Source organism: Acinetobacter piscicola (assembly GCF_002233755.1).
Taxonomy (GTDB): Bacteria; Pseudomonadota; Gammaproteobacteria; order Pseudomonadales; family Moraxellaceae; genus Acinetobacter; species Acinetobacter piscicola.
Genome location: NZ_NIFO01000001.1, coordinates 567,044 through 588,185 on the forward strand (window position 1 = coordinate 567,044; position 21,142 = coordinate 588,185).

Annotated in this window: 20 protein-coding genes and 1 other RNA gene; 9 read left to right on the forward strand and 12 right to left on the reverse strand. The window is 36.6% G+C overall.

All coding sequences use genetic code 11. The annotated features are described in order from the left end of the window. Window positions 1-134 precede the first annotated feature (134 nt). Window positions 135-398: a hypothetical protein gene (locus CDA10_RS07575; RefSeq protein ID WP_089605000.1), complete on the reverse strand. Its 264-nt coding sequence runs from the start codon at window positions 396-398 to the stop codon at window positions 135-137. 710 nt (window positions 399-1,108) lie between these two features. Between CDA10_RS07575 and pepN the strand changes: the two genes are divergently transcribed. Beyond that, window positions 1,109-3,718, forward strand: a complete 2,610-nt coding sequence (gene pepN / locus CDA10_RS07580; RefSeq protein WP_089605001.1) for an aminopeptidase N — start codon at window positions 1,109-1,111, stop codon at window positions 3,716-3,718. 171 nt (window positions 3,719-3,889) lie between these two features. On the opposite strand, the gene CDA10_RS07585 is transcribed toward pepN, so the two are convergent. Then, window positions 3,890-4,117: a hexameric tyrosine-coordinated heme protein gene (locus CDA10_RS07585; RefSeq protein ID WP_089605002.1), complete on the reverse strand. Its 228-nt coding sequence runs from the start codon at window positions 4,115-4,117 to the stop codon at window positions 3,890-3,892. A gap of 280 nt (window positions 4,118-4,397) precedes the next feature. Between CDA10_RS07585 and CDA10_RS07590 the strand changes: the two genes are divergently transcribed. Genes CDA10_RS07590 through CDA10_RS07610 form a run of 5 tightly spaced genes read left to right on the forward strand, consistent with a single transcriptional unit; the run spans window position 4,398 to window position 8,034 of the window. Beyond that, window positions 4,398-5,063, forward strand: coding sequence for a 2'-5' RNA ligase family protein (locus CDA10_RS07590; protein WP_407640367.1), 666 nt, complete (start codon window positions 4,398-4,400; stop codon window positions 5,061-5,063). Beyond that, window positions 5,060-5,578, forward strand: a complete 519-nt coding sequence (gene cobU, locus CDA10_RS07595) for a bifunctional adenosylcobinamide kinase/adenosylcobinamide-phosphate guanylyltransferase (protein WP_089605003.1) — start codon at window positions 5,060-5,062, stop codon at window positions 5,576-5,578. Before CDA10_RS07590 ends, cobU begins: the two co-directional genes overlap by 4 nt. After that, the gene (cobT, locus tag CDA10_RS07600; protein ID WP_089605004.1) at window positions 5,578-6,630 is read left to right on the forward strand and encodes a nicotinate-nucleotide--dimethylbenzimidazole phosphoribosyltransferase; all 1,053 of its coding nucleotides are present in this window, start codon (window positions 5,578-5,580) and stop codon (window positions 6,628-6,630) included. The genes cobU and cobT overlap by 1 nt, the downstream gene beginning before the upstream one ends. Before the next feature lie 26 nt (window positions 6,631-6,656). Beyond that, complete coding sequence (locus CDA10_RS07605; protein WP_089605005.1) at window positions 6,657-7,289, forward strand: histidine phosphatase family protein; 633 nt, start codon at window positions 6,657-6,659, stop codon at window positions 7,287-7,289. 4 nt (window positions 7,290-7,293) lie between these two features. After that, on the forward strand, window positions 7,294-8,034 hold the full coding sequence (locus CDA10_RS07610; protein WP_089605006.1) for an adenosylcobinamide-GDP ribazoletransferase: 741 nt from the start codon (window positions 7,294-7,296) through the stop codon (window positions 8,032-8,034). A 156-nt stretch (window positions 8,035-8,190) separates the two neighbouring features. Here CDA10_RS07610 and CDA10_RS07615 read toward each other — a convergent pair whose 3' ends face one another. Together CDA10_RS07615 and CDA10_RS07620 are read right to left on the reverse strand one after the other, a co-directional pair. Beyond that, window positions 8,191-9,684 carry an amidase gene (locus CDA10_RS07615; RefSeq protein ID WP_089605007.1) on the reverse strand — a complete coding sequence of 498 codons (1,494 nt, stop codon included), beginning with the start codon at window positions 9,682-9,684 and terminating at the stop codon, window positions 8,191-8,193. Window positions 9,685-9,744: 60 nt separating this feature from the next. Beyond that, the gene (locus CDA10_RS07620; protein WP_089605008.1) at window positions 9,745-11,235 is read right to left on the reverse strand and encodes a GGDEF domain-containing protein; all 1,491 of its coding nucleotides are present in this window, start codon (window positions 11,233-11,235) and stop codon (window positions 9,745-9,747) included. Between the two features lie 257 nt (window positions 11,236-11,492). Between CDA10_RS07620 and CDA10_RS07625 the strand changes: the two genes are divergently transcribed. Further along, a complete protein-coding gene (locus tag CDA10_RS07625; protein WP_089605009.1) occupies window positions 11,493-11,978 on the forward strand; it encodes a hypothetical protein in 486 nt (161 codons plus the stop codon). Window positions 11,979-12,048: 70 nt separating this feature from the next. Here the strand turns inward: CDA10_RS07625 and accC are convergent, their stop codons facing one another. The 4 genes from accC to CDA10_RS07645 form a co-directional block, all read right to left on the reverse strand. Then, a complete protein-coding gene (accC, locus tag CDA10_RS07630; protein ID WP_089605010.1) occupies window positions 12,049-13,413 on the reverse strand; it encodes an acetyl-CoA carboxylase biotin carboxylase subunit in 1,365 nt (454 codons plus the stop codon). A 16-nt stretch (window positions 13,414-13,429) separates the two neighbouring features. Continuing rightward, on the reverse strand, window positions 13,430-13,846 hold the full coding sequence (gene accB / locus CDA10_RS07635; protein WP_089605011.1) for an acetyl-CoA carboxylase biotin carboxyl carrier protein: 417 nt from the start codon (window positions 13,844-13,846) through the stop codon (window positions 13,430-13,432). 24 nt (window positions 13,847-13,870) lie between these two features. Then, complete coding sequence (gene aroQ / locus CDA10_RS07640) at window positions 13,871-14,320, reverse strand: type II 3-dehydroquinate dehydratase (protein WP_089605012.1); 450 nt, start codon at window positions 14,318-14,320, stop codon at window positions 13,871-13,873. Window positions 14,321-15,531: 1,211 nt separating this feature from the next. Continuing rightward, on the reverse strand, window positions 15,532-16,443 hold the full coding sequence (locus CDA10_RS07645; RefSeq protein ID WP_228704611.1) for a YbgF trimerization domain-containing protein: 912 nt from the start codon (window positions 16,441-16,443) through the stop codon (window positions 15,532-15,534). A gap of 337 nt (window positions 16,444-16,780) precedes the next feature. Between CDA10_RS07645 and ffs the strand changes: the two genes are divergently transcribed. Next, an RNA gene (gene ffs / locus CDA10_RS07650) (signal recognition particle sRNA small type) lies at window positions 16,781-16,877 on the forward strand. 191 nt (window positions 16,878-17,068) lie between these two features. Here ffs and CDA10_RS07655 read toward each other — a convergent pair. From CDA10_RS07655 to CDA10_RS07670, 4 genes are all read right to left on the reverse strand, one after another. Further along, entirely contained in the window at window positions 17,069-17,695 is a 627-nt protein-coding gene (locus CDA10_RS07655; RefSeq protein WP_089605014.1) for a regulatory protein RecX, read from the reverse strand. A 219-nt stretch (window positions 17,696-17,914) separates the two neighbouring features. Further along, window positions 17,915-18,961, reverse strand: coding sequence for a recombinase RecA (gene recA, locus CDA10_RS07660; RefSeq protein ID WP_089605015.1), 1,047 nt, complete (start codon window positions 18,959-18,961; stop codon window positions 17,915-17,917). A gap of 160 nt (window positions 18,962-19,121) precedes the next feature. Next, window positions 19,122-19,562: an RNA-binding S4 domain-containing protein gene (locus CDA10_RS07665; protein WP_089605016.1), complete on the reverse strand. Its 441-nt coding sequence runs from the start codon at window positions 19,560-19,562 to the stop codon at window positions 19,122-19,124. Further along, window positions 19,546-20,244 (reverse strand): HAD-IA family hydrolase, encoded by a 699-nt coding sequence (locus CDA10_RS07670; RefSeq protein WP_089605017.1) that lies wholly within the window; start codon window positions 20,242-20,244, stop codon window positions 19,546-19,548. Before CDA10_RS07670 ends, CDA10_RS07665 begins: the two co-directional genes overlap by 17 nt. 18 nt (window positions 20,245-20,262) lie before the next feature. Here CDA10_RS07670 and CDA10_RS07675 point away from each other — a divergent pair, with 18 nt between their 5' ends. Continuing rightward, window positions 20,263-21,114 (forward strand): 3'(2'),5'-bisphosphate nucleotidase CysQ family protein, encoded by an 852-nt coding sequence (locus CDA10_RS07675; protein WP_089605018.1) that lies wholly within the window; start codon window positions 20,263-20,265, stop codon window positions 21,112-21,114. The last annotated feature ends 28 nt before the right edge of the window (window positions 21,115-21,142 follow it).

The following is a 21,142-nucleotide window of genomic DNA, read 5'->3' on the forward strand; positions in this document are numbered from 1 at the left end:
TGCCAAGATAGAATAAAAGTATTTTCAGCTATGAGATAGAAGGACGGCAAATAGAACCAACGAATAATTCTATTTACCTTTTAAATGATTTTAGCTATTCGTCCATTGATTATTAAATGACTAGAAATAAAGAGCTAATACGCCGTAGGGCACGGCAATTCTGAATCCTCAAAATGATTCATTTTGGCTTGAATTAAAGCTTTTGCTTTTTTATGGGATACTTTGTGCTGTCCTAATGCATCATACTGTCTTAATATTGCACAAACATCTTCTTTTTCTAGTGGTACACCTTCACAGGTCATAAACATGGCAATGACTTGGTGATCAATTTTTGCGGCATTCAACATTTGCATCGTTTTGATATTATCAATACGGACAATATGGTCTTTGAAAATCATGTTGCACCTCATTATGTTGTTTGATTCACTATTGTGCGTGTTGCACATATTTAAACAAGCAATAACTGTGCTCAAAATGTAGTCAGTTTGAAAAGAATGTAATTTTTCTAGTTTGCAAGGCAACATTTAATTCGAATAAAAGCAGCAAAAAGCGATATAAAGAAAACGTGAATCTAAGCTATAAAATAGCCTAAGCAAATTTTAAATATGCATTCTATATCGATAATATCTAAGTAAATGGGTAGTTATCTTTATTGGCTACTCAATGATCGATGAAGATGATAAATCAATATTCTTGGAAAAATTTAATGGAGTATTCTCTTGATTATTATGTATATATAATTTGACTGAAGATGGCGTTTATTTGATTGATAAAGGTGTTGTTTATCACGATTCATTTTATCTAAGTTGTTGTTATTATCATTTTGGTAGTGTTAGACATGATAAAGTCGTGAACCTATTCGGTATTGAAAAGTGATATTGGAAAAATATTACATTTTTATTCATCACTAATGATTTAATTTTTTTGCAAAAAAGTTGTATAAATAAAGTTTAATTCGCATGATTTTTGCATTTCAAGATTGAAATTAATTTCACGCAGACCCATATAGAAATTAAGCACGATGCACAGACAAATTGTGAAATTTGACTTATGCTCAAATGACTTCACAACCATAAGTCTAAGCTAAACAACAGAATTAGGACATTATATGAACATTGCGGCAAACCCTGTAGTTGAAGCAGATCAAACGGTATATTTAAAAGATTATCAAAAACCTTCTTTTCTTGTCGATTCAATCCAACTTGATATTCAAGTTTACGATGACCACAGCAATGTAAATTCGAAGTTAGTCATGAAAAGACAAGCTGCTGGTGCTTTGATTTTGTTGGGGCGAGATCTTGAATTAAAATCAATTTCAGTCAATGGTAAGCAACTTACTGAAAGTGAGTACACATTGGATTCTGAACAACTGGTGATTACCAATGCACCTGATGACGCCGTTGTTGAAACGAGTGTAGTGATCCATCCTGAAACAAATACACAGCTTGAAGGTTTGTATCTCGCTGGTGGTGATTTATTTGTTACTCAAAATGAGCCTGAAGGTTTCCGTAAAATCACGTTCTACCCAGACCGCCCAGATGTTTTGTCTGTATTCACCACACGTGTAGAAGCTGATAAAAAATATCCAGTGCTTTTGGCGAATGGTAACTTGATCGAAGCAGGTGAAGCGGAAAACAATCGTCATTATACGATTTGGGAAGATCCAACTAAAAAGCCAGCTTATTTATTTGCTTGTGTGATTGGTGATTTGGCTGTACTCAAAGATCGTTACACCACTTCAGAAGGCCGTGATGTTGCTTTAGAAATCTACGCAGAAGAAAAAGACATTCCAAAGTGTCATATTGCCATGGAAGCTTTAAAACATTCGATGCGTTGGGATGAAGAGCATTATGGGCGTCCGTATGATCTTGATAATTATATGATCGTTGCAACGAGCCAGTTCAACATGGGCGCAATGGAAAATAAAGGTTTAAATATTTTCAATACCGCATGTGTTTTAGCCGATGAAGAATATACAACTGACTCAGCGATCATGCGTGTACAGTCTGTGATTGCCCATGAGTATTTCCATAACTGGACAGGTAACCGTATTACGTGTCGTGATTGGTTCCAATTGTGTTTAAAAGAAGGCTTAACGGTTTTCCGTGATCAGTCATTCTCAGAAGATTTACAATCAGCTGCGGTACAACGTATTGATGATGTTGCAATATTGAAAGGGCATCAATTCCCAGAAGATGCAGGCCCATTATCGCACCCACCACGCCCAGATCATTTTGTCGAAATTAATAACTTCTATACGGCGACTGTGTACGACAAAGGTGCAGAAATTAACCGTATGATGGCGACTTTACTGGGTAAAGAAAAATTCCGTAAGGGCACAGATGAATATTTCTTACGCCATGACGGTCAAGCGGTAACAGTTGAAGATTGGGTTGCAGCTTTAACAGCGGGTTCAGGTGTCGATTTATCTGCATTCCTCATTTGGTACAACCAACCAGGTACACCAAAACTAGAAGCGCAGGGTGAATATGATGCAGCAAATCAAATTTATCGTTTGAGCTTTAAACAAAGTTTGAAAGAACATCCAAAATATCCAAATCTTAAAGCTGTGCCGATTCCTGTAGCTTTGGCGTTATTCAATGCAGAAACAGGTGAGCAATACACACTTCATTCAGATGCTTTGGTTGAAAGTGATGTAAAAGATGGTGTGTATTTATTTGATCAAGATGAAGCAACAATTGAATTTGCAGGTATTACTGGAAAACCTGTTGCGTCGTTATTACGTAATTTTTCTGCGCCTGTAAATCTTGAATTTAACTATTCAGATGAAGAGCTTGCATTCTTATTGAAATACGAAACCAATGGTTTTAACCAATGGCAAGCAACTCAAACTTTGCTTGAGCGTGTATTGCTGAATGGTCATGATGCGCAAATTTACATCAATGCGATTCAGCAAGCTTTACCGTCTGTGATTGCCAAAGATCCACTATTGGCTTCTCGTCTATTTGATGTGCCTACAGAAGGTTATTTAGGTAGTCGTATTGATACCGATTATAATCCTGTTGTGGTGAATGAAGCACGTGAGGCTTTGTTAAATCAACTGGCTAAAATCTTAGGTGGTTTTGCTAAAGAAACGTATCTATCTCTTGATCCAGATATGCAGAATGAATTTTCTCAAGCGATGGGTGTACGCGCGCTAAAAAATATCATGCTGAGTTTTATGGCGCGTCAAGGTGATGCAGAAGTGTTTGATTTGGCTTATGCGCAGTATAAAAATACGGGCAATATGTCTGAACGTTTAGGCGCATTAAAAGTGTTGGTTTGGGATGATGCACCGCAAGCTAAAGATGCTTTGCAAGACTTCTATAATCGTTTTAAAGATGAAGATTTATCTATGGATCAGTGGTTTATGATTCAAGCTGCACATCCGAAAGCGACTGCTGAAACCATTCAATATTTAACCTCACATGCAGACTATGACTTAGGTACACCAAACCGTATTCGTTCAGTGAGTGGTGGTTTAAATGCCAATCCTGTGAATACATGGAGTTTTGGTATTCAACATTTTGTAGACTTGGCGAAGTATTTAGATGAGAAAAACCCAATTCTAGGTTCTCGTTTATTGCAAGCTTTAACACGCTGGTACACTTTGGCAGAACCACAGCGTAGTGAAGTCAAAACAGCACTTGAAGCATTAAAACCTCAAGTGAAATCTAAAAATGTCAGTGAAACTTTAAATAGTATGTTGAGTGTTTAAGCCGTTTTAATCTTTTGATTTTATAAGCCATTCCTCTTATTTAGATAGGAGGGATGGTGATTGTATTTAAAAAACGATGAATGAATATTTAAAATTTAAATCATCAAGATGTTGTGTTCTCTACATTGGATAGGGAATATAGTTTATGCATTCACAATCGCGGTTTACTTTTTATTTCCAATAGTTATTTGCAGCAGCAATTGTTTGAAAATAGGTTGAGATGACTTGTGAAGAAGCGATCAATGAATCTGCATTGTTGGAATATTCAGGACGCAGTTTTTTAAGTACTTCTACATCAGGTTGCGTGGTTTTTACACTTCGGCGGCTTAATGTGACAGCTAAATCGAAGCCTTCTTGTGGGGTTGCTGTAATTAAAGTGGGTAGCCATAAATCGCTCATAGAATTTCCTTTTGTTTTAACCGTATGTGAAAAATCAATTTATTATTAAGAATAATATTATAGCTAAAATTGAATTTAATCATATAATATATTTAAAAAGTGTTTTAAAAATAAATAATAAGTTTGCGGCTTGGTCAATATGATTTAAGCAAAAATCACTTAAAATGATGTAATCACTGAATAATATTCATCTTTAACCGAATAGCGTTCATGCAATATCACAGCAAAACATAGCCATTACATGCTTTAATAACACGATAAATCTAAATGTATTTTTAAAGTGTTTTTACAACCTCATCAATTGACCATTCCGGCTGAAATGCATGATTATCCTGAATGGCACAAAAGGAGAGAGGACTATGCACTATGGTACATAGAAATTGATCAACCTGAACTTATTGCATATTTAAATCAGCTGAGACAACAATTCTCCAATTATTTACGGCAACCCAATATTCGTCAGTTTCATATCACTTTATTCATTTGCGGATTTTTAAAACAAGATTGTGCCCAATTGAATGATGATTTTTCACAAAACCAATTTCAGCAACAATTAACACGATTAGAAAATATACATTTTAAAACGTTTAAACTCAGTACAGGGCAAATCAAAAGCTTTGAAAGCGCTTTATTCATTGAAATATTAGATACAGAAAATAGCCTAAGCAAAATAAGAAAACTATTCTCTAGTTGCCACCAAGAAATTGCTGCATTGGATTATTGTCCTCACATTACTTTAGGTCTATATCAAGCAGAATTTGAAGCTGAACACATATTCAATAGTATTTCAGCGGCGCACCAAAAAACTTTTGAAATCTCAATTGATCATCTTACTTTTGGTTTTTATAAAGCTAAAATTTTACAAGGTGAGCTTTATTCTTTGCATCAGCATAAATTTAATCAAAATAATGTTAAGCAGGCTTTATTTCAGGAGCAAAATCGATGATGCAGTTAATATTGGGTGGTGCACGATCTGGAAAGAGTCGTTTAGCAGAGCAAACAGCCATTCAGTCAGCCAAACCTGTTATTTATATTGCGACAGCACAAGCTTATGATGATGAAATGCGTCAACGAATTACACACCATCAGTCACAACGGCCAAGCGAATGGAAAGTCATAGAAGAACCTCTATTTTTAGCGGATTGTTTGCAAAAAAATGATGCAGTGGGGCAAGTGATTTTGATTGACTGTTTAACACTGTGGATGAGTAATTTACTTATGCATTCCGATCCTGATTTACAAACCAATCAATGCCTTAACTTATTAGCACTACTACCGCAACTGCAATCTGAGATTATTCTGGTGAGTAATGAAACAGGTTTAGGTGTTATTCCCATGGGTGAAATTACGCGTAAATTTGTGGATGAATCGGGGCGTTTGCATCAGCAGTTAGGACAAATTGTAGATAAAGTGGTGTTTTGTGTGGCGGGTTTTCCAATGATTTTAAAAGGAGAGAAATAATGAAGTGGTGGTTAGATGCATGCAAAGTTCCAAATGCAGATGTCAAAAAACAAGCGCAAGAACGTCAATTACAACTGACTAAACCCACAGGTTCTCTTTCAGTATTGGAAAATGTAGCGGTACAATTAGCGGCATTACAAAATAATCCTCAACCAAATGTGAATGCCCCTTGGATTACGATATTTGCAGGTGATCATGGGGTGATGGAAGAAAAAATTTCAGCATATCCTCAAGCAGTTACCCGTCAAATGCTGCAAAATTTCGCCACAGGTGGCGCATGTATTAGTGTCATTGCAAAAGAATATGCTGCAACCTTACAGGTGATCGATTGTGGTTCTGTGGGCGATGCTTATGAATATGCAGGAGTTGAGCGTTATTGTATTGCTCAAGGGACAGCAAATTTTGTAAAACAAGCTGCGATGACTGAGGAACAATGCATTCAAGCGATGAATTTAGGCTGTGAAAGTGTTGAAAAAGCGATTGCTCATGATGCATCTATTTATATTGCAGGGGAAATGGGGATAGGCAATACCTGTTCCGCTTCAGCACTCTCTTGTTTGTTACTGGGTGAAGCAGCAGAACAATTAACAGGTGTTGGTACAGGGATAGATGCAACACAATTACAGCATAAAAAGGATGTAATTAATCAAGCGATTGAATTGCATCAAAATGATGTTACAGATGACCCATTTAAAATACTGTGTGCCGTTGGTGGTTTAGAAATAGCAGCTATGACAGGTGCTTATATTCGTTGTGCGCAGTTAGGCTTAGCAGTCATTGTTGATGGTTTTATTAGTACGGTTTCAGCTTTAATAGCCGTGCGTTTAAATCCTGAAGTGCGTCAATGGATGCTATTTGGTCATCAGTCTGCTGAGTATGGGCATCGTCGTTTATTGGATGAGCTAAATGCTGATCCATTATTAAAATTAAACTTACGACTAGGTGAAGGCAGTGGAGCAGGGGTTGCATTGGGTATGATCAAACTGGCATGTAGTTTACACAATAATATGGCAACTTTTGCTGAGGCAGCAGTGACTGGTGAAAAGGTTTAAATAAAGCAGATGTTAGGCAAAAGACAATGAAGCTGGAACAGAAACTTCAACTGGATTTACTCCGCCACGGTGAAACCACACTTGGTCATACCTTGCGTGGTTCTACCGATGATGAATTGACTACATTGGGATGGCAACAGATGTATCAGATCGTGCAAATGACGGATCAAGCTTCAATCTCTCAAACCGCGATTCAAAAGCCTTGGGATATTATTTTTACATCACCACTCAAACGTTGTCGCTTATTTGCTGAATCTATTGCAGAGCAATTGCATCGTCCACTTATTGTCGATCAGCAATTACAAGAAATGCATTTCGGTGATTGGGAGGGGGAATCAACGCAAATGATTTATGAAAATGATCCTGAATTATTAGCGAACTTTTGGCAATATCCTACAAAATTTACGCCGCCCAATGCTGAAAGTCTGCAAATTTTTTCTGCGCGTATTCAAAGTGCATTACACAATATTCAGCAACAGATGTTGCAATATCATGCAGAAAAGGCATTGGTTGTGACACATGGCGGGGTGATTAAACTTTTAAAATGTATGGCTTTGCAAAAACCTTTAGATGATATTCTGAAAATGTCAGCGGAATTGGGGCAATTGAATCGCTTTGTTTTAAACAGTGAAACAATGCATTTGCAGTGGCTGGAGTAAATCGATGACGCCATTCTTTATTGCGCTACAGTTTTTGACCATCATTCCGGTTCAGCTCAAAGCAATGCCGTCTCAACAACAAAATGCGCAGTCAGTGTTATTTTATCCATTGGTTGGTTTGATGATTGGCGCTGCATTATTTGCGATTGCAAATGTAATGCATGCTTTGCCCGCCGTTTTATTGAGTTCACTTATTCTCGTCATTTGGATTTGCTTAACGGGCGGTTTGCATTTAGATGGCTTAGCGGATACAGCAGATGCATGGGTTGGTGGTTTTGGTGATAAACAACGTACCTTAAAAATAATGAAAGATCCTGCTTGTGGCCCAATTGGGGTGCTGAGTTTGATCATTCTTTGTTTGGTTAAATGGTCTGCGTTATATGTTCTCCTACAAAAACAACAGTATAGTGCTTTAATCTTATTCCCTATATTCGGACGTTTAGCGCCATTATTCTTATTTCTGACCACAGCCTACGTTCGTGAAAACGGATTAGGTTCTTCAATTGCTCAATATATTTCACGTGTTTGGGCTCTGATTATTTTTGCAACAAGTTTATTGTTGAGTGGTTATTTTGTTTGGGTTGGATTGATTACTACATTTATTTTTATTCTCACATTATTGTATTTGCGCTTTAAATTTATTCAAAGAATTGGTGGAATCACGGGTGATACCATCGGGGCGAGTATAGAAATTACCGAAGCTATATGTTTACTGAGTTTTGTGATTGCGAGTGTTTATTTATAAAAATTTTAAATGCTTAGCGTTTTGATTTAAACAGAGCATATTCTCAACTTAAACAAGTATCAATAAAATGAGTAATCCAAATCACTCATTTTATTAATTTTTTCTTATTGATTCCGTAAGACAACACATTTTGAAAATATCTTGTTCATCATCAGCTTATAACTGAATCGATTGATATTTTGGCATCCACGGCTGAGCTTGTTCTAGTTGTGCAGCCAATTGTAAAAGCACATCTTCACGTCCAAAAGGAGCAACAAACTGCGAACCAAGCGGTAAATTGTCTTTATTCCAATACAATGGAACGGACATGGCAGGCAGTCCTGTAATATTTGCCAGTTGTGTGAAAGGTACCCATTGCAAATTATTTTTAATGAGTTGTTCAACCAATTTACCTTTTGCTAATAAGTGCGCTTGGTCTACTTTAAGCAAGCCTTTGATAATTGGAACTTGCCATGCAGGTGTTTTTACTTGGCCATTTTTAGGTGCGACAGACGCCGTGGCAGGAATGAGGAATAAATCATATTGATCAAAAAAACGATTCATTTGAGAGACATAAACACCCCAATTATTGAGGTTGTTAATATAATCTACAGCAGAGGCTTTAGCGCCAAATGCAGCAATGGCCAATGTATCTAATTCAAAGTCACTGTCTTTAGCACCAAATTTCTGTTTGACTTGATTGACTGTGAATGCACATTGGCTAAACCATGTTGTAATAAAATCTTTAGCCAGTTTCATACCATCAATTTGAGGTTTGGCTTCTTCTACATGATGCCCCAAAGATTCTAATAGTTTTGCTGTATTTTGAATGGCTTGGATTGCATCTTTAGAAACTTGAGTGCCAATGGGTGACTCAGTCGAAAATCCAATTTTTAAGCGTTTGGGTGCTCTTTGTAAAAGTTTTAGATAACTTTCTGTCGGACTTTGGATATTAAACAAAGAGGCATGATCTGAACCTTGTGTAGCATCTAACATCGCTGCACTATCTCGCACGGACTTAGTTAGAACATGTTGCATTGCTGCACCATGCATCGCTTCGCTTATTTGCGGCCCCCACGGTGTACGTCCACGGCTTGGTTTGAGTCCAAATAAACCACAGTATGACGCAGGAATACGGATTGAACCACCACCATCACTGGCTCCTGCAATTGGGACGATACCTGCTGCAACAGCAGAAGCCGAACCACCAGAAGAACCACCACTATTATGTTTTAAATTCCAAGGGTTTTTACAACTTCCCCATGCTTCAGGCTCGGTGATGCCTTTAATCCCAAACTCAGGAGAATTGGTTAAACCAAAAGTAATGACACCTGCATTTTCCCAACGATTGACCATCTCAGAGTTTTCGGTGGCAATATATTTATTCTTTTTATAGGCATTTGATCCGAATGAGGTCGCAACACCTGCGTACTCTTGATGCAAGTCCTTGAGTAAAAAGGGGATACCTGAAAATTCACCTGAATCTGTATATTTTTCCGCACGATCAATAGCTTGTTGATGCATTGGAATCACAATGGCATTTAATTTGGGGTTTACTTTTTCAGCCTGTTGCATCGCAATTTGGAGAAGTTCTTTGGCTTGAACCTCTTTATTTTGAATTAATTTTGCTAAACCTAAACCATCGTATTGAACATATTCTGAAAATTTCATTGCATTCCTTTGCTTTTGGTCTTGTAGAATTTATTCTAACTCAGTGTAATTGAATTAAAGTTATTGTATTTGCATATTATTTTGTACATCTACAACACGGTCAGCGTTTAGGTTGCTTTCTAAACAAAGACGGTTACGCCCTTTTTCTTTGGCTTGATAAAGCGCTTCATCTGCACGCTTTATTAATTGTTGGAAGGGTACACAATAAGGCAAAGTCTGATAGCTCAAACCAATACTCACACTGATGTTTAATTCACGATGATCATCTAAACGGATTGGGGTACTAAAAACGCTGTTACAAATTCGTTGTGCAATATTGATACTTTGTTCAAGTGTTAAATCTTTAAGTAATATTGCAAATTCTTCACCACCTAAACGACCAAACAAATCATTTGAACGCAGTTGAGCTTTTACTTGTCGCGTAAATTCTTGCAATACAAAATCACCAACAATATGTCCATATTGGTCATTAATGTTCTTAAAGTGGTCTAAATCTAAAACCAAAATAGTGACACTGTGTGATTGATATCTTTCAATTTCTTTTGTTACTGTACGTTCACTTTCTTCGTAAAAAAAACGACGATTCATCGTGGTCGTCAGCCCGTCATGATTCGCTAGATATAAAATCTGATGATAAAGCTTTTGACGATTTAAACTGATAATCGTTAGAGTCAGTGGCCCCAAAGCCAACATGAATAAACCAATACGCACAGAAATAGCCGTAGCCAAATATGCGTCTGGAGATTGAGCGATATAGTAGGATGTCAGGCTGTTGTATAGCAACATACAGACTACGCAGTTAATAATCGAAACGAAAAATAAGTTATAACTCAGCGAAGCCCAGACCAATGCTGCAATTGGGAACATAATTGCACCTGGCCCAATAAAGAAATGGGTCAAGATCACTGAAACCACAACTGCAACTAAGGGAAGTAGTGTTTTAGATTGAAGTGGTTTTTGCTTATATTCTTCAAGGTATTTTTTTAAAACTTTCTTTTCAGGAATTGCCAGCAAAATAGGTAAAAAGGCAACCACATTCAAAATTTCACCCGTCCACCACATACCAAAATCAATCCAAATACGATCGATTGACATAAAGGTGTTGGGTAAATAGGGCACAGTTAGGCAGGCGAAAACTGGAGCTGCAAGACAACCGCCAAAAACACAAATCGCAAATAAATAGAGGAAAGTTAAGCCTTTATTATATTGCTTATAATTAAGCTTAAATAAGTGAATGAGTGTCAATGTGACAATAACGTACAGTAAATTGGCGATGGTTAAAAATAAAGTCAGTAAAAAATAATTACCTGTAATGAGATCGGCAATCATAAATCCACTAAAAGCACCAACCCATCCACCAATATTATTTAATGGCTTAAAACGAAGAAATAAGCCCAATAAAACAGCATTGGCTGGCCAAAAAATTGCGAGGAAAAATAATGGACGACCTAATATCCCCAATAATGCACAGGCGAAAATAACAACCGCAACAATAATGAATGCAGTGGTGTTTTCTTTAAGTACTTGATTTGAAAATTTTATTCCTAGCAATTTACTAACCTATTTTATTAGAATGGTCAATTGATAAGCATGTTGTATACGATTGCTTAGCTATTCTAACTTAATTACGATAAGCATATATTTTTTCATCTACAAATCAATAGTTTTAAGTGTCATTTTAAGTAATGCTTACAAAATTATCATCCACCTGATAAAAAATAAAGATTGTTCTTATATGGTTATTTTTGCATGCTTTATTTTAAATTTATGCTAATTTAGTTTTGATGAAACCTTTATACAGATTAGGTATGAAAAAAACAGCACTTATAATTCCTTTACTGCTTAGTCTTTCAGTACATTCTTTTGCAGATCAAACAGTTCCATCATCAGTTTCGAATACTGAAAATGCGAAAAACACTGCAAATTTAATTCGTATAGACACCCGCCCTGAAATTTTAGGTTTATGGGGAATGGAAATTCCAAACAATAAGAAATGCACTGAATATTATAATTTTCGTGGTTCAAATGAAGTTGTAGTAAACAGTGGTAAAGAATGGTCAATTGGTCTATATGATTATCAACCATCGCCAGACAACACTTTAGAAAAGCCGCCAGCTTTAATTATGCAAATTAAGCATGAAAATAATGAGACAGATTGCTCAGGACGTAAAGAAGATCAATCTGGTGAAGTTTCACAATATTTTGTGAAGTGGAATAATCCAAATACAATTACTTTCTGTGCTTCTGAAAAAGGTGATCAGTGTTTTGCAATCTTGCGTCGTATATTACCTTAAGTATTTGAATAATTAGACATAAAAAACCTCTGACTGATCAGAGGTTTTTTATTAACAAAAGATTAACAGATTAAGCATCATTTTCATGACCTTGAAGCTGTTTGAGTAAATGCTTTTCAAGGTAATGAATATCCATTGCCTGTTTGCAGAATTTTTTATCTTCTAAAATTAAATCTTTATGCAAAGGAATATTGGTTTTAATCCCTGTTAAGATCATTTCATCTAAAGCTTGTTTCATGCGAGCAATCGCTGTATCACGATCTTTACCATGCGCAATTAATTTTGCAATCATAGAATCATAATATGGAGGAATGTTATACCCTTCATAAATATGAGAATCTAGACGAATACCTGCGCCACCTGGTGCATAAAAGCTTTCAATTTTACCCGGTGAAGGTAAGAATGTCGTCGGGTCTTCGGCATTAATACGACATTCGATCGCATGACCTTTTACTTCGATTTCATCTTGTTGAAGATCTAAACCTAAGCCTGCTGCGATGCGTAACTGTTGTTCAATAATATCGATACCAGTCACTTGTTCAGTGACAGGATGTTCAACTTGAACACGAGTATTCATTTCAATAAAGAAAAATTCACCATCTTCAAATAAGAATTCAAAAGTACCTGCACCACGATATTGCATGAGTTTACATGCATTGACACATGCATCTAAGATTTGAGCACGAGCCTCATTTGGTAAACCCGGAGCAGGCGCTTCTTCTAAAACTTTTTGATGACGACGTTGTAAAGAACAGTCGCGATCGTACAAATGTACAGCATGACCATTACCATCTGCCAAAACTTGTACTTCAACATGACGTGGCTTTTGTAGGAAGCGTTCCATATAAACCGTGTCGTCACCAAACCACATTTCAGCATCACGTTGTGCAGCTTGAACAGATTCAAGGAGTGTGTCTACACGCTCAACAATACGCATCCCGCGACCACCACCGCCCGAGGCAGCTTTTACGATCAAAGGAAAGCCAATTTCTTTAGCTTCTGCCAGTGCATTACTTGTTGTTACTGCATGCGCTGAACCGGGCACTGTTGGAACACCAGCTTTACGCATTGCCATGATTGCAGAAACTTTATTACCCATTAAACGGATATGTTCTGGGCGTGGGCCAATAAAAATAAAGCCAGAACTTTCTACAATTTCAGCAAATTCAGCATTTTCAGATAAGAAACCATAACCGGGATGAATTGCATCTGCGCCCGTGATTTCAGCAGCCGTAATGAGAGCAGGGATATTTAAATAGCTTTCACTACTTGCGCCCGGCCCAATACATACGGCTTCATCGCAAAAACGAAGATGCATCAAATCTTTATCGGCATCGGAATAGATACCAACCGTTTTGATTCCTAAAGTTTTGCAAGCTCGTGTAATGCGTAAAGCAATTTCACCACGGTTTGCAATCAAAACTTTTTGCAACATATCAACCCCCGAGGTATTACGCGCGGTAGCGGAATAAAGGTTGACCGAATTGGATTACATCGCCATTTTTAACTAAAATTTCTTCAACCACACCACTTTGTGTTGCTTCAATCGGATTCATAATTTTCATTGCTTCAATGATACCAAGCGTTTCACCAGCAGCAACGGTTTGTCCTACATTGACAAAAGGTGCTTCGCCTGGACTTGGTGCTGAATAGAACACACCAACCATTGGCGAAGTTTCTACCGCACCACGTGGAGCAGCTTTCTTCGGTGCCTCAGCGATTGGTGCTGCAAGAGGTGCTACGCCAGCAGCAACCACAGGATTACGGCGAGTTAAAGCAATCGATTGATCTCCTTCTTTCACTTCAATCGCTTGAAGGTCAGATTCAATCATCAAATCGATGAGCTTTTTGATTTTGCGAATATCCATGGGTTCGTATTCCTAAATTATGATTTAAGTTGAAGATTGAATTTTGTCGATTACGTAATTGAGCGCAAAAGCATAGCCTTTTGCACCTAAGCCACAAATTACGCCTACGGCTTTATCGGATAAATAAGAATGATGTCTGAATGTTTCACGTGCATGTACATTTGAAAGGTGTACTTCAACGAAGGGAATCGCTACACCTAAAAGTGCATCGCGTATGGCAACAGAAGTATGTGTCAATGCGGCTGGATTTATAATTATAAATTGCACACCTTGTTGCTGCGCTTGGTGAATTCGATCTACAACAGCACCTTCCCAATTACTTTGGAAAGTGTCTAAGGAAATATGAGCTTGCTGAGCTTGTTGAATGAGTTGCTGGTTAATGTCATCCAATGTGAGGTGACCATAAACCTCGGGTTCGCGCTGTCCTAGCAAATTTAAGTTTGGTCCGTGGATGACCAAAATGGTCGAACTCATTGAACATGCTCCAATTTAAAAGTTGCAAAAAAAAATGCAAGATGTCTGCAAAGTTTGCATATTATGGCATGTTTTTCTACAAATACTTTATATTTTCTTTGAATTGTCGTAGAAAGGCACTGCCTAATATGAGCTATATAATGTTAATTTTGGCTGTAAATGGCAATGTTAAAATATGACAAATTTTATAGATGTTTCGTAATACTTACATTTTAAACCGAATGACCAAACTATTCATTTGATTTGTGTAACAGACGTGCTCAAATGAATGACATATAGCGTTATATTCAATCAAAGAAGAAGTAAGCAATCTAAGGTCATTGCGGTATTTTCCTTATTACACTATTGACGTGCTAAACAACTTGAACGTGCTTTGTAGCTCAGTGAGTTTTTAGATTTGCAAAGATGTAGATCAGATATTTTGCTTTATTTATGAAGTGATAACTATTGCCTAATATTATAGAGATAGCCTCATTTACTGAGGTGAAGTAAAAGTAAATGTCTTTTGAATGAATTTATTTTATAAATAAAACATGTATTTATGCTAATGGTTGCATTAAGCGTATAAGTGATTAATTTAATATTTTAAGTAAATAACGTCATAACTTATTTTTGAATTCTCGTTTAGATTGTTGCATAGGTAATGCAATGCCAGGTTGCCATAATGAATTTCGATTTTGCAAAGTAATATGCTATTCAAACGCTAGAAAAAATAATTTATTATTTTAATTATTACAAATTTTCAGAATACAAATGAATGAATAGCCGTGGCATATATTGTTTCAGTTGAAATTTAAAAAATATCTAAAAGTATACAGAATTGACCTTTTAGATCATTGGTCGCTTGTTTGATCTGCACTAATACTTTTTGATTAAGGGGATCTGTATTGGCAAAAGTTAAGCCATCACAAGTATAAATAGGATAAGTAGGTGATCAGATGCTTATTTTGCCCGCAGTTCATCAAATTTTAGCTATGTTGGCATTTTCAATAAATGATTGTTTGAATGATATGAAATAACTTAATCATTAATAATGGTTTTTGAAGGGTATGGTTGGGGCTGTTTGCTTTAAGCTTTAAGCTTTAAAATTTTGGAGTTAGAAAGCTCAAGCTAAATTTACTTTCATACTTTATTTTGATGTTCTATTGAGAGAGATAGAATCAAGATTTTCGTAGATTAAATCTTGATTCTCATATTACTCACATTAGTCATTAAGCTTTCTTAAAGTAACCCGCTTCTTCAGATTTTGGATATGTTTTTAAAAGCTTACTTTTATAGACATTTGCTGTTTGTGCATTTTTGTTTACATCTTTAGCAATGCTATAGAGTTGATAAAGCGCACGTGGTGCTTTAGATGAGTTTGGAAATTTTGCTGCAACAATTTCATAGTTTTTCTTGGCTTCATTGTAATTAGGCGGATCAATCGCCAAATTGAACTCTGCTAACCAAAAATAAGCATTACCTGTATAGATGCTATTGGGATTATTTTTGATAAAGTTTTGCATTGGTGCAATGGCTTGTTTAGCACCACCTTTCTTATACGCATCTAGCGCAATTGTATATGCCGCTTTTTCTAAAGCGATTGGGTCACTACTATTATTGTTCACTGTACTGGTTGTAGTGGATGGCTGTGGCGTATTGTCTACAGCAGGTTGTGAGGCTGGTGTTGTAGGTGCTACTGTTTGCGGTGGAGCAACATTATTGTTGTTTGCTGGCGCAGTATCCGTCGGTGCGGTATTTGCAGGTGCATGGGTACTATTTGTTGCAGGTGCATTTTCAACGGGTGTTGTTTGTTCACTATTCTCAGGATCAAGCTTTTGATTTAATAACTCTAGGCGTTGATCTAAATCGGTATAACGATTTGTGAGCTCTTTGCTTAACTGGTCAATGGTGTTTTCTTGTTCTTCAATTTTTCCACGTAATTCACGAATTTGGTTTTCTAGTTGTTGATTCTTTTGAATCAAATCCCAATTCATATTACCAGTAATAGGCGTAGTAGAATTTGATATCGTATTTGTTGAAGATGCAGAATCACTTAAACCACGAGATTCAATGGGTATTGCATATAAAGACGCTGAACTGAGTAAAGCAATAGAAAACAGGGCATGCTTCTTTAGCATAATTTTAGATCCATCAAAGTTAGTTTTTACATACACACTTCATCATCGTATGTATGAAAATAGATATTTGTTCTCATTAAAAACGGCTGAAAAGGGAAAAGCAAGGTGCTTTTACAAACTTCAGCTAATTCTAATCAGAATGTGAATGCTTTTTGTATAGAACAAGCAGCGGTTTTTATTCCCATAGCAATAAAAAAGGTGCTTTAAGTTTAGATTTTTCCAATTTTTCATACATATTGATGATGAAATAAGCAAATGAATGAATAACTTGAGAAAATCACAATGTTTGGCTTGAAAGAATATAAAAAATCTCTATACTCTGATCTTGCAATGGTAGCCCTGCTGGTGGCTTCGCAATTGTACTCTGAAAACCCCGCCAGGACCGGAAGGTAGCAACGGTATCAGAAATACGATGTGCCGAGGTTTTGCTAGTAGGGTTGCCACCAGTTTCTAAATCATAAAAATAAATTGTTATTCACTTTTTTAAATATCTTTTCAATCAATTGTCTTATCTTAAATATTCTTATCGTTATCTATATCTTTTACTTGTGATTGTTTTTTATTCTGTTTGTTTATTCTTATTTCTATCTATGATCAGTTTGTATTTTTATCTATATCATGATGATTCTTAATCAATCTCTTTTTTAGAAATCGCTTTCATAATCGCATCCATTTCAAAACCACGATATTGCAAAAAACGAATCTGTTTGGCTTTAATTTTTGGATCTTTAGCGACTTCGGTACCGTATTTTTTAACTTTGAGTTGGTAAGCTTGTTCATACCAATCAATTTCAGCTAAATCTTCTTGTACCAATGTTTTATCTAACTGCTTACTGCTCAGTGCGAGTTTAATACGGTTTGGGCCTTTACCTTTACGCATTTGACTGCGTACGGTCATTTCAGCAACACGTTGATCACTTTGATAATTATTCTGCGCTAATTCTTCTACTAGACTAATAACTTCGTCTCGGTCTTGTGCATAAGTTATTAACTTTTCAATTAAATCCGCTTTTGAATATTCTCTGCGTGTTAATACTGCAAAAGCATAAGAGCGTAGGCGAGTGCCTGTTAAACCTTGAGGCTTTGGAGTGTTCTCAGTTTCGTCATCTGAGGGTGAATCTAGTGAGGTCGTATCGTCAGCTTGTTGATACGGTACATGAGTTTGCTGGTCGGTTTGATCGTTTTCTTGTTCATCACCAAATTGCTGTTTTAATTTTTCATAATCGAGCATTTTAGGGAAGTTTGAGTTGGACATGTTTGTACTTTGCTATTTAAAATAAATTAATAGTTAAAGCGTTATTTTAACAGTATTGTGCATCAGATATGGTTTTTATTTTCAGGCTATGCAATTACTGTGCGAGAGTTAGAAACTTAATATTTAGACTTTTAAGTGATTTAAATCTATCTATAAAAATGTCTCACCATAAAAAACAAAAAACGCCCCGAAAGGCGTTTAATGGATTTAGATAATGAATTAAACCTCTAAGAAATCAGGTTCTTCTTCATCTTTTTCATCAGTTGGTGCTGCAATTGCAGTAGTTAATAGTTTTTCACGAATCAAACGATCAAGCTCTTGGGCAATTTGAGGCTTTTCTTCTAAGAGGCGAATCACATTGTTCTTCCCTTGACCAATTTTATCACCTTGGTAAGAGTACCAAGCGCCTGCTTTTTGTACTAACTCTTGAGCAACAGCAAGATCGACTAACTCACCAAGTTGGTTTACGCCTTTGCCATATAAAATTTGGAAAAGTGCTTCTTTAAATGGGGGAGCCATTTTGTTTTTAACAACTTTAACGCGAGTCTCTGAACCTATAATTTCATCGCCTTCTTTAACTTGACCAATACGACGAATATCTAAACGTACAGAAGCATAGAATTTAAGTGCGTTACCACCCGTTGTAGTCTCTGGGCTACCAAACATAACACCAATTTTCATACGAATTTGGTTAATGAAAACGACCATACAATTTGAACGCTTGGCATTACCTGTAATTTTACGCAATGCTTGGCTCATCAAACGTGCTTGTAAGCCCATGTGCGAATCGCCCATTTCACCTTCAATTTCGGCTTTAGGAGTCAATGCTGCAACAGAGTCGACAACAATCATATCAATTGCGCCAGAACGAACTAACATGTCTGCAATTTCAAGTGCTTGTTCACCATGGTCAGGCTGTGAAACCAGTAGGTTGTCAATATCAACCCCAAGTTTACGTGCATACTGTGGATCTAAAGCATGTTCGGCATCAATAAAGGCACAGGTTCCGCCTGCTTTTTGGCATTGTGCAATCGCTTGAAGTGTCATGGTTGTTTTACCAGAAGATTCAGGGCCGTAAATCTCAACGATACGACCTTTTGGTAAACCACCAATACCTAATGCGATATCAAGCGTTAAAGAACCTGTAGAGACAGCTTCTACGGCTTGAACAGTATTGTCACCAAGGCGCATCACTGTATTTTTACCAAATTGTTTTTCAATTTGACTTAGGGCAGCATTGAGCGCCTTGCTTTTGTTATCATCCATCTCGTAAACCTCAAACGATGTAATATCACTAATATCTTAAGTGGATGTGATTAAATTTGATCTTTCGTCCACGGTCGTAATAGTGACAGAAATTAAAAATCTGTTCTATGTTTAAATTTATTTGTGCGACACGAAATGTCGCGATAGACCAAAACGAATTTCAGTCATCATCATAAGACCAACTTTGGTCAAATTGTTGATCATTTTCTTGTTTAAATTTATGAATTTCACGTCGATCTTTTTTACTCGGTCGATGATCAGGTCGCGCAAGATTATGCAATTTTCTTTGGGATGAAATCAACTCTCTACGCGCAATACTGACTTCGGTTTCTTCATAAAGTTGTTGAGCAATCGGTGCACCACCACGTACCGCAGAAAGTGCTTTGATTACAACAGTTTTACGATCAAAACCTTGTTGTATCGTCAACTCCATACCGACACGAATTTCTTTAGAAACTTTAACACGTTCATTATTATGATGAACTTTACCACCTTCAATCGCATCTTTAGCAATTGAACGGGTTTTGAAAAAACGTGCAGCCCAAAGCCATTTGTCTACACGCATAGATTCTACAGGTGGGTGATTAGGCTGTTTTGACATCGACATCCTTATTCTGAATTTGCTCAAGTATAGGTAAAAGCTCAGTTAAATCATTGATCGCAGTGAATTCAAGCTCTAAAGCATGGCGTGGTGCTCGAAGACTTGAAGGCTGAGTAATGGTAATTAAATGCTGTATTCCAAATTTTGCTGCACCTTTTAAGACAGGTGCGGTGTCATCGACTAAACATGCATTTTGCGGATCAAAAAAATGTTTATTCTGTAGAATTTGCCAAAACTCTACAAACTCTTTGGAATACCCAATTTCTTCACTACTGATCATTACTTCAAAATAAGGGCTTAAATCAACATTTTCAAGTTTAAGTTTTAATCCTGCGCAATCAGCATTGGTGAGTAGCCAACAGCGATAGCCTTGCTGTTGTAAAGATTTTAATAGTTCAAAACAGCCCATTCTTGGTGCGATTTTATCTTTAAAGTCATATTGTAGTTGTAATACATCGACACCAACTTTTTCAGTCCAGTAGGTAGATGAATACCAAGATAGTGTATGCTTATGCTGTTGATAAAAATCAGACAGAATGGCATGACTTTGTTCCAAAGAGCATTGGTGTGTTTCTGCATGACGTTCTGGAAGTTTTGTATTCCAGATCAAATCATCAAAAGCCAAATCGAGTAGTGTGCCGTCCATATCAAAGAAGATAATCGGCTGAGTAGAATCAGACATAAAATAGGTTTTTAATCAATGTTTATTACAGTTCCTGCACCGCAAGATGAACAAATTTTAAAATTGGTTCCAATTTTGGCGTATGCAAGTCAAATTTTGTTAGAAGAATACCAAAATTATTGTGCAGGACGCGAATTTAATATTGATGAAAAAGATGATCATTCACCTGTAACGCAGGCTGATTTAAGAGTTAATGATTATTTAATCAAGCAGTTAGCACTACTCACACCAGATATTCCTGTTTTATCGGAAGAAAGTGATAATTCCAATCGTCATACATGGAAGACGTGTTGGATGTTAGATCCTTTGGATGGCACAAAAGAATTTATTCATGAGCGGGATGAATTCACGATTAATTTAAGTTTAATTCAAGCGCATCAGACTTTATTTTCAATCATTGCTGTGCCTACAGAACAAGTGATGTATATCGGTTATTTAACAGAGCTGCCTTATAAATATTCCTTTATTCGTGAAAGTTGGGAACGTTATTGTAAATATAAAAATACAGAATCTGACGCCATTCAAGTTGGCTTAAGCCATAGTAGTAAGAACCCAAAATATCAGCAATATATTGATTATATTGAACAAGAGACGCCTGTGATTCGTCGTGAGGCGGGTAGTGCTTATAAGTTTTGCATGATGCTTGAAGGTGAAATCGATATTTACCCACGTTTCCATCCAACTTCAGAGTGGGACACCAGTGCAGGACAAGGTTTGTTGGAAAGTATTGGTGGTGGTTTATTGAGTTTGGATGCAGTGCCATTTACTTATAATCAACGAGAGACCGTATTGAATGATGGCTTTATTGCCTTTAGAAATATGGAAAATAAAGACATTGCATTGGAAGCATTATCTAATGTGAATCTGTAGTGTATTGATCTAAGCTTCACATTGTTAT

What these genes read in the sequence shown, in the direction of transcription:
- CDA10_RS07575 (WP_089605000.1), bottom strand. Translation starts at nt 398, where the DNA reads ATGATTTTCAAAGACCATATTGTCCGTATTGATAATATCAAAACGATG.
- pepN (WP_089605001.1), top strand. Translation starts at nt 1,109, where the DNA reads ATGAACATTGCGGCAAACCCTGTAGTTGAAGCAGATCAAACGGTATAT.
- CDA10_RS07585 (WP_089605002.1), bottom strand. Translation starts at nt 4,117, where the DNA reads ATGAGCGATTTATGGCTACCCACTTTAATTACAGCAACCCCACAAGAA.
- cobU (WP_089605003.1), top strand. Translation starts at nt 5,060, where the DNA reads ATGATGCAGTTAATATTGGGTGGTGCACGATCTGGAAAGAGTCGTTTA.
- cobT (WP_089605004.1), top strand. Translation starts at nt 5,578, where the DNA reads ATGAAGTGGTGGTTAGATGCATGCAAAGTTCCAAATGCAGATGTCAAA.
- CDA10_RS07605 (WP_089605005.1), top strand. Translation starts at nt 6,657, where the DNA reads ATGAAGCTGGAACAGAAACTTCAACTGGATTTACTCCGCCACGGTGAA.
- CDA10_RS07610 (WP_089605006.1), top strand. Translation starts at nt 7,294, where the DNA reads ATGACGCCATTCTTTATTGCGCTACAGTTTTTGACCATCATTCCGGTT.
- CDA10_RS07615 (WP_089605007.1), bottom strand. Translation starts at nt 9,684, where the DNA reads ATGAAATTTTCAGAATATGTTCAATACGATGGTTTAGGTTTAGCAAAA.
- CDA10_RS07625 (WP_089605009.1), top strand. Translation starts at nt 11,493, where the DNA reads ATGAAAAAAACAGCACTTATAATTCCTTTACTGCTTAGTCTTTCAGTA.
- accC (WP_089605010.1), bottom strand. Translation starts at nt 13,413, where the DNA reads ATGTTGCAAAAAGTTTTGATTGCAAACCGTGGTGAAATTGCTTTACGC.
- accB (WP_089605011.1), bottom strand. Translation starts at nt 13,846, where the DNA reads ATGGATATTCGCAAAATCAAAAAGCTCATCGATTTGATGATTGAATCT.
- aroQ (WP_089605012.1), bottom strand. Translation starts at nt 14,320, where the DNA reads ATGAGTTCGACCATTTTGGTCATCCACGGACCAAACTTAAATTTGCTA.
- CDA10_RS07655 (WP_089605014.1), bottom strand. Translation starts at nt 17,695, where the DNA reads ATGTCCAACTCAAACTTCCCTAAAATGCTCGATTATGAAAAATTAAAA.
- recA (WP_089605015.1), bottom strand. Translation starts at nt 18,961, where the DNA reads ATGGATGATAACAAAAGCAAGGCGCTCAATGCTGCCCTAAGTCAAATT.
- CDA10_RS07665 (WP_089605016.1), bottom strand. Translation starts at nt 19,562, where the DNA reads ATGTCAAAACAGCCTAATCACCCACCTGTAGAATCTATGCGTGTAGAC.
- CDA10_RS07670 (WP_089605017.1), bottom strand. Translation starts at nt 20,244, where the DNA reads ATGTCTGATTCTACTCAGCCGATTATCTTCTTTGATATGGACGGCACA.
- CDA10_RS07675 (WP_089605018.1), top strand. Translation starts at nt 20,263, where the DNA reads ATGTTTATTACAGTTCCTGCACCGCAAGATGAACAAATTTTAAAATTG.